This window comes from Mitsuaria sp. MSU3D, from assembly GCF_056867975.1.
The window spans coordinates 6,564,187-6,581,470 of sequence record NZ_CP200314.1 but is presented as its reverse complement, the minus strand read 5'-3'; the positions used below and the strand labels follow the sequence as shown (position 1 = coordinate 6,581,470).

General features: G+C 67.8%; 15 protein-coding genes. 6 read left to right on the top strand and 9 right to left on the bottom strand.

Annotated elements, in window-relative coordinates; genetic code table 11:
* Positions 1-149: 149 nt before the first annotated feature.
* Positions 150-2,582, bottom strand: a complete 2,433-nt coding sequence (locus AC1VNM_RS28990; RefSeq protein WP_377156849.1) for a UvrD-helicase domain-containing protein — start codon at positions 2,580-2,582, stop codon at positions 150-152.
* 37 nt (positions 2,583-2,619) lie between these two features.
* Between AC1VNM_RS28990 and AC1VNM_RS28985 the strand changes: the two genes are divergently transcribed.
* On the top strand, positions 2,620-3,075 hold the full coding sequence (locus AC1VNM_RS28985; protein ID WP_377156851.1) for a YchJ family protein: 456 nt from the start codon (positions 2,620-2,622) through the stop codon (positions 3,073-3,075).
* A 297-nt stretch (positions 3,076-3,372) separates the two neighbouring features.
* A complete protein-coding gene (locus tag AC1VNM_RS28980; protein ID WP_483109203.1) occupies positions 3,373-4,068 on the top strand; it encodes a pseudouridine synthase in 696 nt (231 codons plus the stop codon).
* Positions 4,069-4,110: 42 nt separating this feature from the next.
* On the opposite strand, the gene AC1VNM_RS28975 is transcribed toward AC1VNM_RS28980, so the two are convergent.
* Both AC1VNM_RS28975 and AC1VNM_RS28970 read right to left on the bottom strand, forming a co-directional pair.
* A complete protein-coding gene (locus AC1VNM_RS28975; RefSeq protein WP_483109202.1) occupies positions 4,111-5,193 on the bottom strand; it encodes a WD40/YVTN/BNR-like repeat-containing protein in 1,083 nt (360 codons plus the stop codon).
* A gap of 83 nt (positions 5,194-5,276) precedes the next feature.
* Positions 5,277-5,546, bottom strand: a complete 270-nt coding sequence (locus AC1VNM_RS28970) for a ubiquitin family protein (RefSeq protein WP_377156855.1) — start codon at positions 5,544-5,546, stop codon at positions 5,277-5,279.
* 167 nt (positions 5,547-5,713) lie between these two features.
* On the opposite strand from AC1VNM_RS28970, the gene rarD reads away from it, so the two are divergent.
* Positions 5,714-6,619 carry an EamA family transporter RarD gene (rarD, locus tag AC1VNM_RS28965; protein WP_483109201.1) on the top strand — a complete coding sequence of 302 codons (906 nt, stop codon included), beginning with the start codon at positions 5,714-5,716 and terminating at the stop codon, positions 6,617-6,619.
* Positions 6,620-6,680: 61 nt separating this feature from the next.
* On the opposite strand, the gene ahpF is transcribed toward rarD, so the two are convergent.
* From ahpF to lysA, 3 genes are all read right to left on the bottom strand, one after another.
* Entirely contained in the window at positions 6,681-8,234 is a 1,554-nt protein-coding gene (gene ahpF, locus AC1VNM_RS28960; RefSeq protein ID WP_431102182.1) for an alkyl hydroperoxide reductase subunit F, read from the bottom strand.
* 209 nt (positions 8,235-8,443) lie between these two features.
* Positions 8,444-9,007 carry an alkyl hydroperoxide reductase subunit C gene (ahpC, locus tag AC1VNM_RS28955; RefSeq protein ID WP_067283909.1) on the bottom strand — a complete coding sequence of 188 codons (564 nt, stop codon included), beginning with the start codon at positions 9,005-9,007 and terminating at the stop codon, positions 8,444-8,446.
* Between the two features lie 233 nt (positions 9,008-9,240).
* Positions 9,241-10,503: a diaminopimelate decarboxylase gene (gene lysA / locus AC1VNM_RS28950; RefSeq protein WP_483109200.1), complete on the bottom strand. Its 1,263-nt coding sequence runs from the start codon at positions 10,501-10,503 to the stop codon at positions 9,241-9,243.
* A 125-nt stretch (positions 10,504-10,628) separates the two neighbouring features.
* On the opposite strand from lysA, the gene AC1VNM_RS28945 reads away from it, so the two are divergent.
* Positions 10,629-11,615, top strand: coding sequence for a LysR family transcriptional regulator (locus AC1VNM_RS28945; protein ID WP_483109199.1), 987 nt, complete (start codon positions 10,629-10,631; stop codon positions 11,613-11,615).
* A 37-nt stretch (positions 11,616-11,652) separates the two neighbouring features.
* Here AC1VNM_RS28945 and dxs read toward each other — a convergent pair whose 3' ends face one another.
* The 3 genes from dxs to AC1VNM_RS28930 are packed head-to-tail and all read right to left on the bottom strand — an operon-like array spanning position 11,653 to position 14,818.
* Complete coding sequence (gene dxs, locus AC1VNM_RS28940; protein WP_483109198.1) at positions 11,653-13,620, bottom strand: 1-deoxy-D-xylulose-5-phosphate synthase; 1,968 nt, start codon at positions 13,618-13,620, stop codon at positions 11,653-11,655.
* Between the two features lie 49 nt (positions 13,621-13,669).
* Positions 13,670-14,557 carry a polyprenyl synthetase family protein gene (locus AC1VNM_RS28935; protein WP_377156865.1) on the bottom strand — a complete coding sequence of 296 codons (888 nt, stop codon included), beginning with the start codon at positions 14,555-14,557 and terminating at the stop codon, positions 13,670-13,672.
* On the bottom strand, positions 14,558-14,818 hold the full coding sequence (locus tag AC1VNM_RS28930; RefSeq protein WP_377156866.1) for an exodeoxyribonuclease VII small subunit: 261 nt from the start codon (positions 14,816-14,818) through the stop codon (positions 14,558-14,560). It abuts the gene before it with no gap.
* 295 nt (positions 14,819-15,113) lie between these two features.
* Between AC1VNM_RS28930 and AC1VNM_RS28925 the strand changes: the two genes are divergently transcribed.
* Together AC1VNM_RS28925 and AC1VNM_RS28920 are read left to right on the top strand one after the other, a co-directional pair.
* Positions 15,114-16,232: an aromatic ring-hydroxylating oxygenase subunit alpha gene (locus AC1VNM_RS28925; protein WP_377156867.1), complete on the top strand. Its 1,119-nt coding sequence runs from the start codon at positions 15,114-15,116 to the stop codon at positions 16,230-16,232.
* 138 nt (positions 16,233-16,370) lie between these two features.
* Positions 16,371-17,267 carry a DMT family transporter gene (locus tag AC1VNM_RS28920; RefSeq protein ID WP_431102174.1) on the top strand — a complete coding sequence of 299 codons (897 nt, stop codon included), beginning with the start codon at positions 16,371-16,373 and terminating at the stop codon, positions 17,265-17,267.
* The last annotated feature ends 17 nt before the right edge of the window (positions 17,268-17,284 follow it).

The window sequence follows — 17,284 nt, the reverse complement described above, 5'->3', positions numbered from 1 at the left end:
CTCCCGGGCAATCGTGATTCCTGTTTGCTGGAATCTTTATCGCTCACCGCCCATTCTGCGCCTGGAGACACGCCTACCGGCGTGCTCCGTACGATGTCCGCTCAATCGTTCAGGTCTCGTCCCTGAACACCGTTCCGACGGTCACCGTCTCAATCGATCGGCGTGAGCTTGGCGACGCTGAGCGCCAGCCACTTCGTGCCGTGCCGGCCGAAGTTGACCTGCGCGCGCGCGTCCGGTCCCGTGCCTTCCAGCGTGAGCAGCACGCCCTCGCCGAACTTGTTGTGGAACACGCCCTTGCCAACGCGCAGCCCACCGTGTTCATTGCCGGTCTTCTCAGCCGCCGACTGCTTCATCGCGCTGGGCACCGGCGCCTGCGGGAACGCGGACGGATCGACGCGACCCGCACCCACCATCGACTTCAGCCCCGAGCCGCGCTGCCACGCCTGCTGGTAGTCCCGCGCGAAGCCGGAGCCGAAGCCCTGGTTGCGCGGCGTCAACCACTTCAGCGTCTCCTCGGGCAGCTCCTCCATGAAGCGGCTCTTGATGTTGTAGCGGGTCTGGCCGTGCAGCATCCGCGTCTGGCAGAAGCTGATGTACAGCCGCTGACGCGCGCGCGTGATCGCGACGTACATCAGCCGGCGCTCTTCCTCCAGCCCGTCCGAGTCGGACAGCGAGTTCTCGTGCGGGAACAAACCTTCTTCCATGCCGGTGATGAACACCGCGTCGAACTCCAGGCCCTTGGCCGAGTGCACCGTCATCAGCTGGATCGCGTCCTGGCCGGCCTGCGCCTGGTTGTCGCCGGCCTCCAGCGAGGCATGCGTCAGGAACGCCGCCAGCGGCGACATGATCTCGCCGGTCTCCGCGTCCGGCGTGGCGGGCGCGGCCGGGGCGACCGCCGCCGGCAGCCCGTCCGCGATCGCGCCCGGCGAGTGCTCGTCCACCGGCAGCGCCACCGCGTCCTTGCCGAAGCCCTCCTGCGTCACGAAGGCCTCGGCGGCGTTGACCAGTTCGCCCAGGTTCTCCAGCCGGTCCTCGCCTTCCTTCTCGGCGCGGTAGAACGCCGTCAGGCCGGAGTGTTCGATGATGTGTTCGATGATCTCGCGCAGCGTGAGCCCGGCCGTGGCCTCGCGCATCGCGTCGATCAGGCCGACGAAGCCCGCCAGGCTCGCGCCGCCGCGACCGCCGACCGCGCCGATGCTCTGCACCAGCGAGCGCCCGCTCGGACGCGCCGCGTCCTGCAGCTGCTCGATGGTGCGCGCGCCGATGCCGCGCGCCGGGAAGTTGACGACGCGCAGGAAGCTGGTGTCGTCATTGGGGTTCTCGATCAGGCGCAGGTAGGCCAGCGCGTGCTTCACCTCGGCGCGCTCGAAGAAGCGCAGGCCGCCGTACACGCGGTACGGGATGCCGGCGTTGAACAGCGCCGATTCGATCACCCGCGACTGCGCGTTGCTGCGGTAGAGCACCGCGATCTCCTTGCGCTCCAGCCCCTGGCGGTGCAGCGCCTGCGCCTCCTCCAGCAGCCATTGCGCCTCGGCGAAATCGCTGCTGGCCTCGTGCACGCGCACCGGCTCGCCGGGACCGGCCTCGGTGCGCAGGTTCTTGCCCAGGCGCCGGCTGTTGTTGCTGATCAGCGCATTGGCCGCGTCCAGGATGTTGCCGAAGCTGCGGTAGTTCTGCTCCAGCTTCACGACCTGGCGCACGCGGTACTCGCGCTCGAAGTCGGCCATGTTGCCCACGCGCGCGCCGCGGAAGGCGTAGATGCTCTGGTCGTCGTCGCCGACCGCGAACACGCCCTGCCCGCGCCCGGGCGGCGCGAACATCTTCAGCCACGCGTACTGCAGCTTGTTGGTGTCCTGGAACTCGTCGACCAGCACGTACTGGAAGCGGCGCTGGTAGTGCTCGCGCACGGCCTGGTTGTCGCGCATCAGCTCGAACGAGCGCAGCATCAGCTCGGCGAAGTCGACGACGCCCTCGCGTTCGCACTGGTCCTGGTAGGCCTGGTAGATCTCGACCAGCTTGCGGGTCTGCTCATCGCGCAGGTCGATGTCCTTGGGACGCATGCCGTCCTCTTTCGCGCCGGCGATGTACCAGGAGACCTGCTTGGGAACGAAGCGCTCCTCGTCGAGCTTCATCGCCTTGATGACGCGCTTGACCGCGGACAGCGTGTCGCCCGAGTCCAGGATCTGGAAACCTTGCGGCAAGCCGGCCAGTTTCCAGTGCGCGCGCAGGAAGCGGTTGCACAGGCCGTGGAAGGTCCCGATCCACATGCCGCGCACGTTCACCGGCAGCATCGCGGACAGGCGCGTGACCATCTCCTTGGCGGCCTTGTTGGTGAAGGTCACCGCCAGCACCGAGGCCGGCGTCGCATGCCCCTGGCTCATCAGCCAGGCGATGCGCGTCGTCAGCACGCGCGTCTTGCCCGAGCCGGCGCCGGCCAGGATCAGCGCGGGCTCCTGCCCCAGCGTCACCGCGGCGTACTGCTCGGGGTTGAGGTTGTCCAGCAGGCCGCGCGGCGCGCGCGGCGTGAACAGGTCCTCCTGCGGCGGGGTCGGGCGCTCGTCGCCGAAATCCTGGGAATTCATCCAGCCATTCTAGAGAGGCTGGCATCATGCTGCCCTCATGAAGACAGAAAAATCCAAGACCGCGGCGAACACGGCAGGCAGGAACACCCGGGCGGGATCAGAGGTGGCCCTGTGCGCCTGCGGCAGCAAGCTCCCGTATGCATCGTGCTGCGGGGCCCTGCACCGGGCCTTCGCCGAGAGCGGCGCGCTCATCGCGGCGGACGCGCAGGCGCTGATGCGCTCGCGGTACACGGCCTACACAATGGATCTGATCGAGTACCTGCTCGCGACCTGGCATCCGAGCACCCGTCCCGCGTCGCTCGATCGAGGGGAACGGGACCTGAAGTGGTTGGGCCTGGAGGTGCGTCAGCACACGCGCCAGGACGCGGACCACGAGACGGTGGCGTTCATCGCGCGCAGCAAGGTCGGCGGGCGCGCGCACCGCATGCACGAGGTCAGCCGTTTCGTGCGGGAGCACGGGGCGTGGCTGTATGTGGACGGCCAGATCGACTGACCAGCCGCACGGCCGGCGTGCGCCGCACCACCCTGCCCAAAACCAGGACGAACCGGTCCAGGAAGGACCGGTGACCGATGTGAAATTCCTGAGGCATGGCGAACTCCTGCTGGCGACTGTGCGTGCGGACCGAGGGGATCACGCCACCGACCACCGATGGCGCGGAATGCCTGCTGCGATGATGGACAGTCGACATGACAGGATTTTGGCGAACCACCCTGTGGCTGTCCTCTCCCCCCAAACGGGGAAAAGAGGGCAAAAAGCGCTCCAGGCGTGCGCACACCGTCCCCTTCAGCGATGACACCAGCCCTTCCGCTCCTCCATCTGGACGACCACCTCGCGGTGATCGACAAGCCGGCCGGGCTGCTCGTGCACCGCACCGCGATCGACGCCCATGAAGAGGACGCCGCCCTGCAGCGACTGCGCGATCAGCTGGGTCGGCCGGTCTGGCCGGCGCATCGACTGGACCGCGGCACCTCGGGCGTGCTGGTCTTCGCGCTGAGCGCCGAGGTGGCGAGCCTGCTCGGCCAGGCGCTGGCCGAGCGCCGCACCCGCAAGCGCTACCTGGCGCTCGTGCGCGGCTGGCCCGCCGGCGATGCCGGGGTCATCGACCATCCGCTGGCGCGCGATCCGGAGCTGGCCTCCACGGGCCAGCCGCACCTGGACGCGCAGACCGAGTGGTCCTGCCTGCGGCGGCATGAGGTCCCGGTCACCACCGATCCGCGCTTCGCGACGACGCGGCTCGCCTTGCTCGCGTGCGAACCGGTGCAGGGACGGCGCCACCAGATCCGCCGGCATCTGAAGCACCTCGCGCATCCGATCGTCGGCGATGCCAACCATGGCAAGGGGCCACTCAATCGAGTGCTCGCGGCGCACTTCGGTCGGCAGCGTCTGTGGCTCCACGCGCAGCGGCTGACGCTGACGCATCCGGTCACGGGCGCCGGGCTCGAGCTCGAAGCGCCGCCCGGCCCGGAGTGGGCGCCGTTCCTCTGAACCTCTGATGCGGGAGCCGCCGCGGAACGCGACAGAGCCACCTCAGCCGAAGCGCACCGCGTAGATCGGTGGCAGGTGCCCGGACACCAGCAACCAGCGGTCGCCGGCATCGTCCGTGGCCCACAGGTTGCCGGTCGTGCTGCCCATCAGCAGACGTTGGCCGTCGTCGTGCGCGGCCAGACCGTGGCGGTAGACGAGGTCGTAGCAATGCGCCTGCGGCAGGCCGTTGCGCAATGTCTCGAAGGTCTTGCCGCCGTCGCGCGTGCGGTTCACCACCAGCGCGCCGTCGACGGGCAGGCGCTTCTCGTCCTTGATGCCGGGCACGAACCACGCCGTGCCGGGATCCCCCGCATGCGCGGCCACCGCGAAGCCGAAGCCCGACAGCGGCGGCTTGATCTCGCCCCAGTTCGCGCCGCCGTCGACCGAGCGCCAGACGCCGTTGTGATGCTGGCACCAGAGCACGTCCGGATCCGCCGTGCTGGCGACGATGCGGTGCGGATCCTGTGTGTTCTCCTCGCCCTGCTGTTCGGGCGGCAGGAAGTCGGCGCGCATGCCCTTGGCGCTGATGTGCCAGGTCGTGCCGCCGTCCTCGCTGCGCCACGCGCCGCCGCAGGAGATGCCGAGCAGCAGCCGCTTCGGATCACGCGGATCGACGTTGATCGAATGGATGCCCGGCGCGTCGTAGCCGCCGCCGAACCAGCCCAGCCGCTCGGGCATGTGCCACAGCGTCTCGACGAGCCGCCAGGTCTCGCCCTGGTCGTCGCTGACGAAGAGGCCTCCGGGGATGGTCCCGGCCCACAGCCGCCCGTCGCCGCCGCGCTCCAGGGCCCAGATCTGCTGAAGCTTCCAGGGCGGGCCTTCGGCGCCTTCCGGCTGCTCGGGGAAAGCCGGTGCCGTGAGTTCGCGCCAGGTGATGCCACCGTCGTCCGACGCCTGCAGCTTGGCCCCGAAGTGCCCGAGATTGAGCGCGGCGAACATCCGTCCGCCGCCCTGTGGCGCGGGCAGCACCATGCTGACGGGGTCCCCCACGAAGCTGTGGCGGCCGATCGACCATCCGCCGTTGGCGGGATCGTTCCGGAGTTCGAAGAGGCCCTTGCGGGTCGCGGCCCAGGCGGTGGTGGTCATCGGTGTCTCCTTGCGATGGCTGGCGTCACCTCTCACGACGTTCGAGCGTCGCCGTTCTCGACACGTCTGCGGCGAGACGGCGCTCAGCCGCCCGACAGTGCCTGCAGCACGTAGACCTTGGACTGTGCCGTCAGCGGGTCGCTGAGCGCCTGGCGATCCCGCGCGCGGTGGCCGTCGATGAACACGGCGACATGTGTCCGCAGGTGCCCCTGCTCATCCAGGATGTAGCCACGCAGCCGGGGATTGCAGGCGAAGGCGAGCGAAAGCGCCTCCCCTAAAGTTCCGGCGTCGCAGTCCAACTGCGGGGTGTCGACGAAGCGGTGCAACTGCGAGGTGAATTCAAGGTGCGCCATGGGGTGCGATCCTGCGACGAAGCGGTCCGCATGAACAGTGGGACCACCGAGCACGACGAATGGCCTCCCCGCCTTTCGACAGCGCCGCTGGCCTGGCGCGGGCAGAATCGCGGGCCCCTCACGCGGCAAGCTCGCGGCACCCTCGCGCGAATCGCGACCACGGACCCATGACCAACGACACCCGCAACGCCGCCGACTCCGCCCACGCCCGCACCGGCATGCTCTATGCCGCGCTGGCCTACATCGCCTGGGGCCTGTTCCCGCTGTACTTCAAACGGCTGAGCGACGTCGACGCGATCGAGGTCATCGCGCACCGGACGCTGTGGTCGATGGTCTTCGTCGCGCTGCTGCTGACCGGCCTGCGCCGCTGGGCGTGGCTGGGGCCGGTGCTGCGATCGCCAAAGCTGCTGGCGACCTGCGCCCTGTCGGCACTGCTGCTCTCGACCAACTGGCTGGTCTATGTGTGGGCGGTGCAGCAGGGACACGTCGTCGAGGCCAGCCTGGGTTACTTCATCAACCCGCTGGTCAACGTGATGCTGGGCTTCGTGTTCCTGCGCGAGCGGCTGCGGCCGGTGCAGTGGCTGGCGATCGGACTCGCCGCCGCCGGCGTGATCTGGCTGACGGTCACCGCCGGACGGTTGCCGTGGATCGCGCTCGTGCTGGCGCTGAGCTTCGGGGTCTACGGGCTGATGCGCAAGACGGCGCAGCTCGGCGCGCTCGAGGGGCTGACGCTGGAGACGCTGATCCTGTCGCCCTTTGCCGCAATCGCCTTGGCCTGGTGGACACATCAGGGCACCAGCGCGCTCGCGACCGGCGACGCCGGCCACATCGCCTGGCTGCTGCTGGCGGGGCCGCTGACCGCCGTGCCGCTGCTGCTGTTCGCCGCCGGCGCGCGCCGCATCACGCTGACGACGCTCGGCCTCGTGCAATACCTGTCCCCGACGATCCAGTTCCTGCTCGGCGTCTGGCTGTATCACGAGCCGCTCGCCGGCGCGCGGCTCGTCGGCTTCGTGCTGATCTGGTCGGCGCTGGCCGTCTACAGCGCGGAGAGCCTCTGGCGCAGCCGGCGGTGATCGTCCCCCAAAACGACTGACGCCCCTTTCGGGGCGTCAGTTCAGAGGAGCGCGTTGCTCGTCAGTTGCGGATCAGGTGATCGAAGGCGCTGAGCGCGGCCTTCGCACCATCACCGGCCGCGATGATGATCTGCTTGAACGGCACCGTCGTCGCGTCGCCCGCGGCGAACACGCCCGGCACCGAGGTCTGACCCTTCGCGTCGACGATGATCTCGCCGTGACGCGACAGCTCCACCGTGCCACGCAGCCACTCGGTGTTGGGCACCAGACCGATCTGCACGAACACGCCTTCGACCTCGACGCGCTTGGCTTCACCGGTGGCGCGGTCGATGTAGTTCAGTCCGTCGAGCTTGCCCGCCGTGCCGGTGAACTCGCTGGTCTGCGCCTGCTTCAGGATGACGACGTTGGGCAGGCTCTCCAGCTTCTTCACCAGCACGGCGTCCGCGCGCAGTTGGTCGCCGAACTCCAGCAGCGTCACATGCGACACGATGCCGGCCAGGTCGATCGCCGCCTCGACGCCGGAGTTGCCGCCGCCGATCACCGCCACGCGCTTGCCCTTGAACAGCGGACCGTCGCAATGCGGGCAGTAGGCCACGCCCTTGTTCTTGTATTCCTGCTCGCCCGGCACGTTGACGTTCCTCCACCGCGCACCGGTCGAGATGATCACCGTCTTGCTCTTGAGCGAACCGCCATTGGCCAGCTTCAGCTCGACCAGCCCGCCCGGCGTGGCCGCCGGAATCAGCTGGTCCGCGCGCTGCAGGTTCATGACGTCGACGCCGTAATCCTTGACGTGCGATTCCAGCGCCATCGAGAACTTCGGACCGTCGGTCGACAGCACGGAGATGTAGTTCTCGATCGCCAGCGTGTCGTTGACCTGGCCGCCGAAACGCTCGGCCGCGATGCCCGTGCGGATGCCCTTGCGAGCGGCATAAACAGCCGCCGCCGCGCCGGCCGGGCCGCCGCCGACGATCAGCACGTCGTACGGGTCCTTGGCCGACAGCTTGGCCGCGTCCTTCTCCGCCGCGCCGGTGTCCAGCTTGGCGGCGATCTCCTCGACCGTCATGCGACCCGAGCCGAATTCCTGGCCGTTCAGGTAGATCGTGGGCACGGCCATGATCTCGCGGGCGTTCACCTCGTCCTGGAACAGCGCGCCGTCCACGACCACCGTCTTGACGCGCGGATTCAGCACCGACATCAGCGACAGCGCCTGCACGACGTCCGGGCAGTTGTGGCAGGTCAGGGACATGTACACCTCGAAGAGGTAGTCCCCGTCCAGGCCCTTGATCTGGTCGATGGTGGACTGCTCCACCTTCGGGGGATGACCGCCCGTCCACAGCAGGGCCAGCACCAGCGAGGTGAACTCATGGCCCAGGGGAATCGCGGCGAAGCGCAGGCTCTGTGCCGTGCCCGTGCGCTTCAGGCTGAACGACGGCTTGCGCGCGTCGTTGCCGTCGAGGTTCAGCGTGATCTTGTCGGACATCGCGGCGATGTCCTGCAGCAGCTGCTTGAGCTCTGCGGAGCTCTCGGAGTCGTTCAACGAGGCTTCGATCTCGAACGGCAGCGTCACCCGCTCCAGGTAGGCCTTGAGCTGCGCCTTCAGGTTGTCGTCCAACATCGTTGCTTCCTTCCAATTTTCTTAAGCGACTTCGAGAACCGGCCTCCCTGTCAGATCAGAGGGGCGGCCGAACACACGCCCGCGGACCGGATCGGTCCACGCGCGGTGCTTTTGCAGTGAGGGGGAGAGGAACGTCCTCATCCGGATCACCGGTCCGGGGGAAGGTCGATCCGGACGGATCGCCTGCTTCCCCCGCCAGGGCGAGATCCTTAGATCTTGCCGACCAGGTCCAGCGACGGGGCGATGGTCTTGTCGCCTTCGTTCCACTTGGCCGGGCAGACCTGGCCCGGGTTCTTGGCGACGTACTGGGCAGCCTTCAGCTTGCGCAGCGTTTCCTTGACGTCGCGGGCGATCGCGTTGTCATGCACTTCCAGGGTCTTGATGACGCCGTCCGGATTGATCACGAAGGTGCCGCGCAGGGCCAGGCCTTCTTCCGGGATGTGCACGCCGAAGGCGTTCGTCAGCGCGTGCGTCGGGTCGCCGACCAGCGGGAACTTGGCCTTGCCGACAGCCGGCGAGGTTTCGTGCCACACCTTGTGCGAGAAGTGCGTGTCGGTCGTGACGATGTAGACCTCGGCGCCCAGCTTCTGGAACTCGCCGTAGTTGTCAGCCGCGTCTTCGACTTCCGTCGGGCAGTTGAAGGTGAAGGCGGCCGGCATGAAGATCAGCACGGACCACTTGCCCTTGAGCGACTCTTCAGTGACCTCGATGAACTTGCCGTTGTGGAACGCTTGGGCCTTGAAGGGTTGGACTTGGGTGTTGATCAGGGACATTGCTTCGTACTCGCTGTCAGGTTGATGGGATGGACGGAATGATAGGGGGCTGAGGCTATCGGCGGGTTTGAATTCCCCAATGCAGCCTATTGCCTATCCCTATTGAGTCAAACTATCAAAAATCGCTTGTGCGATAGCAAAAACTTCATGACTCCGTCACAACCCGCGTGAGCGCGGGCTGTTGCCTGATGTCTCCTGGTGCCGCGTCCGGTGCTTCTCCGCACCTGAAACGTTCACAGCGCTTCAAGCGCGAGCAGTTCCTCGACCGTCTGGCGGCGACGGATCAGGCGGTCCGAACCGCCGTCGACGAGCACCTCGGCGATCAGCGGCCGGCTGTTGTAGTTGCTGGACATGGACGCGCCGTACGCACCCGTGTCGTGGATGACCAGCAAGTCGCCGACCTGCGCTTGTGGCAATTCCCGCGCCAGCACCACGCCCCCTTCGGCCTGCGTGAACACATCGCCCGATTCGCAGAGCGGACCGGCGACCACGGTTTCGCGCGTTGGCCGACGCTGGCCGTCCGCAGGAATCAGGCTCATCGCATGGAAGCTGCCGTACATCGCCGGCCGCATCAGTTCGTTGAAACCGGCGTCGACCAGCAGAAAGTGCTGCCGCCCCTGGGCCTTGACCGCGCGGACCTCGGCGAGCAGCACGCCGGACTCCGCCACCAGATAGCGGCCCGGTTCGATCTCGAGCGCCAGGTCGTGGCCGATCACGCCTTCCGCTTCCTTGCGCGCGGCATCCCACAGACTGAAGTAGTGGGCGGTGTCGATGGACTCGCCGCCCTCCTGGTAGGGGATCGACAGCCCGCCGCCGGCCGAGAGCGCGTGCAGGTCCAGGCCCTGCGCCTTCACGATGCGGACCAGGTCGACCATCGCGCCGCTGACACGCCCCAGGTGGTCGTAGTCGACGCCCGAGCCGATGTGCATGTGCAGCCCGATCAGCGTCAGCCCGCGGCGCGCGATGACCGCCAGCGCGTCCGTGAGCTGCTCATGCCAGATGCCGTGCTTGCTGTGCTCGCCGCCCGTATTGGTCTTGTTGCTGTGGCCGTGACCGAAGCCGGGGTTCAGCCGCAGCCACACCGGGTGACCGGGCGAGACCTCGCCGAGCTGCTCCAGCATGTCGATCGAGCCGGCGTTCACCGGGACGCGGTGTTCGACGACGGTCTTGAGCGTCTCGCGATCCAGCAAGTCGGCCGTGAACACGATGTCCGAGTGCACCGCGTCCGCACCCGTGCCGACGGTGAAGCCGGCGGCGAAGGCGCGCAGCAGCTCTCCGCGCGACACCGAATCGACCTTCACGCCCTGTTCCCGCATCAATCTGAGGATGTGGGTGTTGGAGCAGGCCTTCTGAGCGAAGCGCACCGTGTCGAAACCGCCCAGCGCCGTGATGCGCTCGCGGATGATGGCGGCGTCGTACACCCACAGCGGGGTGCCGTACTTCGTGGCGAGCGCTTGCAACTGCTGTTCGCGGGCGGGGGTCAGGGCTTGCGGCATGTCAGGAATCCTTCAGACGGATGCAGATTGGAACTGCCGCAAGCATCCCTCCGGCCAGCCATTCAATCAAATGCTTTGTTTTGCCTACCGAATTCATTTCTGATATGCACTGATATGCTTCCGCGATGTCCCTCCCGATCACGCATCGCCACATCGAGGTGTTCCGCGCCGTCATGACTGCCGGCAGCGTGACCGGCGCCGCGCAATTGCTGTTCACGTCTCAACCGACTGTCAGCCGGGAGCTGGCGCGGATGGAATCGCTGCTCGGCTACGCCCTGTTCGACCGCGCCCCGGGGCGTGTGCGCCCGACCGCGCGGGCGCTGGCGCTGTTTGACGAAGTCCAGCGTGCCTACCAGGGGCTGGACCAGGTCGTCGCCCGCGCCCAATCGCTGGGACGCGCCGAGGACGAACGCCTGCGCGTCCTGACGCTGCCGGCACTGGCGCACGCGCTGCTGCCGGACGCGAGCGCCGATTGGCTCGGCCGGCATCCCCAGGCGGAACTGACGCTGACACCGCAGGAGTCACCGCTGCTCGAGGAATGGATGGCGGCCCAGCGCTTCGACATCGGCCTGAGCGAGGTCTCCGTCGCCGTGCCCGGCACGCGCAGCGAGACGCTGGCCGAGCTCGACGAGGTGTGCGTGCTCCCCGCCGGCCATCGACTGCTGGAACGGCAAGTCCTGACCCCGGAGGACTTTGAGGGTGAGCGCTTCGTCAGCCTGTCCGCCGACGATCCCTACCGCCGCCAGTTCGACGCGATCTTCGCGGCCGCCGGCGTGCGGCGGCGTCTGCAAATGGAGACACACAGCGCGATCGCCGTCTGTTCACTGGTTCAGAAAAACCTGGGCATTGCGCTCGTGAATCCACTGACGGCGAGGGCCTGCGCCGGCCCCGATCTGCACCTGCGGCCATTCTCGGTGTCGGTACCCTTCCGCATCCAGGCCTTGTGGCCGCTGCACCGCGCCACGCATGCGCTGACGCAGGATTTCATCGACGCGGTGAAACGTGCGCTCGCGCCTGCGATGGCCAGTCAAACTTCCAGCCAAGCCTCCAGCGGGCGGGGCCTGCCGAGCGCACTGCGCGCGCAGGCCGCCGGAAAAGCAAAACGGCGCTGACCGCGAGGCCAGCGCCGTTCCATGAAGCGCGTGTGGCTCAGGCGGCCTTGATCGCCACCGGTGCCGGCGTCGCACTCGCGGTCGACAGGAAGCGCTCGCGGATCGAGCGCTCGATGCCGGAAGCGTCCAGGCCGCACTGGGCCATGAGCTTGCCGGGCTCGCCGTGCTCGACATACTCGTCAGGCAGCCCCAGTTGCAGCACGGGCAGCGACAGGCCTTCGGCCTGCAGCGCTTCCAGGACCGCGCTGCCGGCGCCGCCCATGACGCAACCGTCCTCGATGGTCACCAGCACATCGTGCGTGCGGGCCAGTTCCTTGACCAGATCGACGTCCAGCGGCTTCACGAAACGCATGTTGGCGACGCTCGCGTCGAGCGCCTCCGCCGCCTTCAGCGCCGGATGCAGCAGCGTGCCGAAGGCCAGGATCGCGATACGAGGCGCGTGCGCCGCGCCGCGACCGCCAGCCACAGACTGCGACGAGGTCCGGCGCATCTCGCCCTTGCCCCACGGCAGCGCGACCATGTCCTTCCTGATCTCCGCGCCGATGCCCGCGCCGCGCGGATAGCGGACCGTCACCGGGCCGTTGTGCACGTGGCCGGTGTACAGCGCCTGGCGGCACTCGTTCTCATCCGACGGCGTGATCACGCTCATGTTCGGAATGCAACGCGTGAAGGCGATGTCGTAGTTGCCGGCGTGCGTCGCGCCATCGGCGCCAACCAGGCCCGCGCGGTCCAGTGCGAACAGCACCGGCAGGTTCTGCAGCGCCACGTCGTGGACCATCTGGTCGTAGCCGCGCTGCAGGAAGGTCGAATAGATCGCCACCACCGGCCGCAGGCCTTCGCAGGCGAGGCCGCCGGCGAAGGTCACCGCGTGCTGCTCGGCGATGCCGACGTCGTAGTAACGCGTCGGGAAGCGCTTGTGGAACTCGACCATGCCCGAGCCCTCGCGCATCGCGGGCGTGATGCCGACCAGCGTCGGATCGGCCTCGGCCATGTCGCAGAGCCAGTCGCCGAACACCGTCGTGAAGGTCTTCTTCGCCGGGGAGGTCGACGGCTTGATGCCTTCGGCCGGGTTGAACGGCGTCGGACCGTGGTACTTGACCGGGTCCGCCTCCGCCAGCTTGTAGCCCTGGCCCTTGCGCGTGACCAGGTGCAGGAACTGCGGGCCCTTCTTGTCGCGCAGGTTCTCCAGCGTGGGGATCAGCGCGTCCAGGTCATGCCCGTCGATCGGGCCGACGTAGTTGAAGCCGAATTCCTCGAAGATCGTCCCGGGCACGAACATGCCCTTGGTGTGCTCCTCGAAGCGGCGCGCGAACTCGTACAGCGGCGTGTGCTTCAGCACCGACTTCGCGCCCTCGCGCGCGGCGGCGTAGAACTTGCCGCTCATCAGCCGGGTGAAATACTTGTTCAGCGCGCCGACCGGCGGGCTGATCGACATGTCGTTGTCGTTCAGGATCACCAGCACGTCGCCGAGCAGGCCGCCATGCGCGACGCCGGCGTTGTTCAGCGCCTCGAAGGCCATGCCGGCGGTCATCGCGCCGTCGCCAATGATCGCGACCACACGGCGTGACTCGCCCTTGATCCGGGCCGCCATCGCCATGCCGTGCGCGGCGGAGATCGAGGTGCTCGAATGCGCGGTGCCGAAGGTGTCGTACTCGCTCTCGTCGCGGCGCGGAAAGCCGGAGATGCCGCCCTGCTGGCGCAGCGTCGCCATCGCGTCGCGGCGGCCGGTCAGGATCTTGTGCGGGTAGGTCTGGTGACCGACGTCCCACACCAGCCGGTCGCGCGGCGTGTCGTAGACATAGTGCAGCGCGACCGTCATCTCCACGGTGCCCAGGTTCGACGACAGATGTCCGCCGGTCTTGGACACGCTGTTGAGGATGTGCGCGCGGACCTCGTCCGCCAGTTGCGGGAGCTGACCGCGGGACAGCCGGCGCACGTCCGCGGGGCTCTCGATGGTGCCCAGCAGGGTCTGCGCGGCCGTCGCGTTCGGTGGGTTGTCGCTCATGGCGTCGCCTCTCCTTGTTGCCGGATCCTTGCGGGATCCGAGCAGGATCTCAGTTGTCGCGCTCCACCACCTTGTCAGCCAGCAGGCTGAGCCAGGCGGTGTCGGCCAGACCGCTGCCGGAGAGCGCCTGATGCGCCTCGTCCCGCAGGCGGAGCGCGTACGCGCGGGCGGGCTCGAGGCCCAGCACGCTGACGTAGGTCGGCTTGTTGTTGTCCTGATCCTTGCCGGCGGTCTTGCCGAGCACATCACTGTCCTGCGTCACGTCCAGGATGTCGTCGACGACCTGGAAGGCCAGGCCGATCGCCGCGCCGTAGCGGCTCAGCGACTCCCACGCGGCCGGCGTGATCTCACCGCACGCGGCGCCCATCAGGACGCTGGCCTGCAGCAGCACGCCGGTCTTGCGGCGGTGCATGTCGCGCAACTTGGCTTCGTCCAGCGGCTTGCCGATGCTGGCCAGGTCGATCGCCTGGCCGCCGGCCATGCCGTCGTAACCGCTGGCGCGCGCCAGCAGCCGGCACAGCCTGGCCTGCAGCGCGGGGGCGACGCCCTCGTCCGGCGTCAGCACGTCGAAGGCCAGCGCCTGCATCGCGTCGCCGGCCAGCATCGCCTGCGCCTCGCCGTACTGCACATGCAGCGTGGGCTTGCCGCGGCGCAGGACGTCGTTGTCCATGCAGGGCATGTCGTCATGCGCCAGCGAATACGCGTGGATCAGCTCCACCGCGCACGCCGCGCGCATCGCGGCCTCGCGCTGGCCGCCCGCGGCGTCGGCCGCGGCCAGCACCAGCAGGGGGCGCAAGCGCTTCCCGGCGCCGAGGACGGCATACCGCATCGCATCGCCGAGGCCGGCCGGCGCCGCTTCGGGCACCCAGGCCTCCAGCGCCTGCTCGACGTCCTCGAGCGACTGCTTTACCCAACGTTCGAAAATACCCGCATCCACTTATTCATCTCCCCAAGCCTGCGCGCTCCCACCCTCAATGACCTGTACTTGTTGTTCGACGGCCTGAAGTCGTGCGCGGCAGTATTTGAGCAAGGCGGCTCCCCGCTGGTAACTGGCCAATAACTGGTCCAGCGGCAGTTGCCCGGCCTCCATGGCCTGCACCAGACGCTCCAACTCCTCGACCGCCAGCTCATAGCTGGCGGGCTCCTGCTCCTGGATCGTGGGCTGCGCCGTCTTGGCGCTGGCGGAAGGCTTGCTCATTTCAAAACGCGAAAAGGCTGATTGTAAGCACCGCCACCACCCTGCCCGCCTTCCGACCGTCGGGGGATGTGAGCGCGCCGCCACAGGCGTCAGCGGGTGTTTCGGGCGCTGGGTGACACCTGACACCCACCCGTTTCCCCTCCAGAGGCGGGCCGGGTACAATCACCGGTTCCTTTGCCCGCTGCTATGCCCTAAAAGGGCCGGCGGGCTTTTCATTCAGTCCCCATACCGGCCCGTCCAATCTGGGGGGCGGCCGTCACGGTTGACATTGGAGTCTTGGAGACCCTCTTGGATCATGTCCGACCTGAGCATCCCTCTCAGCGCGCTTGAACGCAGCACGGCCCCCAGCCACCTCCAGCTGCCCGTCACCTCCTACTTCGACGAGGACCTGTTCCGCCGCGAACAGGAACTGATCTTCCAGCACGGCCCCCGCTACCTCGGTCACGCGCTCGCCGTGCCCGAGGTCGGCGACTATTACGCCCTGCCGCAGGAGGGCGAAGGCCGCGCCATCGTGCGCAGCGCGCAAGGCCTGGAACTGATCTCCAACGTCTGCCGGCATCGCCAGGCGGTGATGCTGCGCGGCCGCGGCAACACGCAGAGCAACATCGTCTGCCCGTTGCACCGCTGGACCTACGACCTCAAGGGCGAACTGGTCGGCGCGCCGCATTTCAAGCAGGACCCTTGCCTGCACCTGAACCGCTACAAGCTGCGCGAGTGGAACGGCCTGCTGTTCGAGGACAACGGCCGCGACATCGCCGCCGACCTGGCGAAGCTGGGCCCGCGCGGCGCGCTGGACTTCAGCGGCTACCAGCTCGACAAGGTCCACGTCCACGAGTGCGACTACAACTGGAAGACCTTCATCGAGGTCTATCTGGAGGACTACCACGTCGGCCCGTTCCACCCGGGCCTGGGCCAGTTCGTCACCTGCGACGACCTGGCGTGGGAATTCGGCCGCGACTACTCGGTGCAGACGGTCGGCGTGAACAAGGCGCTGGCAAAGCCGGGCTCCGAGGTCTACGCCAAGTGGCACGACCAGGTGCTGGGTTTCTCGGGCGGCCAGTCCCCGGACCAGGGCGCCATCTGGCTGACCTACTACCCCAACATCATGGTGGAGTGGTACCCCAACGTGCTGGTGGTGTCGACGCTGTTCCCCAAGGGGCCGCAGAAGACGACCAACATCGTCGAGTTCTACTACCCGGAAGAAGTCGTCGCCTTCGAGCGCGACCTCATCGACGCCCAGCAGGCCGCCTACATGGAGACCTGCATCGAGGACGACGAGATCGCGCTGCGCATGGACGCCGGGCGCAAGGCGCTGATGGAACGCGGCGACAACGAGGTCGGCCCCTACCAGACCCCGATGGAAGACGGCATGAAGCACTTCCACGAGTGGTACCGCGGGCTGATGAAGCGCTGACGCCGTGTCGACGGGGCGCTGACGCCCCGACCCCTTCGCATCGATCCAGGTGCGCACAACGCCCCGCTCTTGCGGGGCGTTCGTTTTTGCGGCTCCGCGCAACAGGCCGGACCGGGCTTCGGCGCGAGAATCGCCGGCATGTCTGCACCCCTTCTGATGGTGTTGGCGACACTGCTGTTCGCCACCATGGGTGTCTGCGTCAAGTTGGCTTCGGCCTACTACGGCGCGGGCGAGATCGTCATGTACCGCGGCCTCGTCGGCACGCTGTTCCTGTTCGCGCTGTCGCGGGCCAAGGGGCTGTCGCTGAAGACCAGCGTACCGGCGATGCACTTCTGGCGCAGCCTGTCGGGGGTGATCGCGCTGTCGCTGTGGTTCTTCGCGATCAGCAAGCTGCCGCTCGCGACGGCGATGACGCTGAACTACATGTCCTCGGTGTGGATGGCGCTGTTCCTGATCGGCGGCGCGGTGCTGATGGGCGCGGCCAAGGTCGATCCGCGGCTGATCATCACCGTGCTCCTGGGCTTCGTCGGCGTCGGGCTGGTGCTGCAGCCGGCGATGGAGGACCAGCAGGTCTGGCACGGCCTGGCCGGGCTGGCCTCGGGGATGCTGTCGGCGATGGCCTACCTGCAGGTGACCTCGCTGGGTCGCGCGGGGGAGCCGGAATTCCGCATCGTCTTCTACTTCTCGATGGGCGGCGTGGTCGCCGGCGCGCTGACGACGATCGTGTCGCACGGCGGCTGGCACACCCACACCTGGACCGGCGCGGCGCTGCTGCTGGCCGTCGGCGTGCTGGCCACCGCCGCCCAACTGCTGATGACACGCGCCTACGGCACCGGCAAGCCGCTGGTGAACGCGTCGCTGCAGTACCTGGGCATCGTGTTCTCGGCGTTGTATGGTGTGCTGATCTTCGGTGACCTGCTGGGCCTGCTCTCGTGGATCGGCATCCTGCTGATCGTCGTCGCGGGCCTGGGGGCGACGCTGCTGCGCGCCCGGAACACGCCGAAGGACGCCCAGCACTCGGTCCAGGAATCTTGAACGGCCATGACGACTCC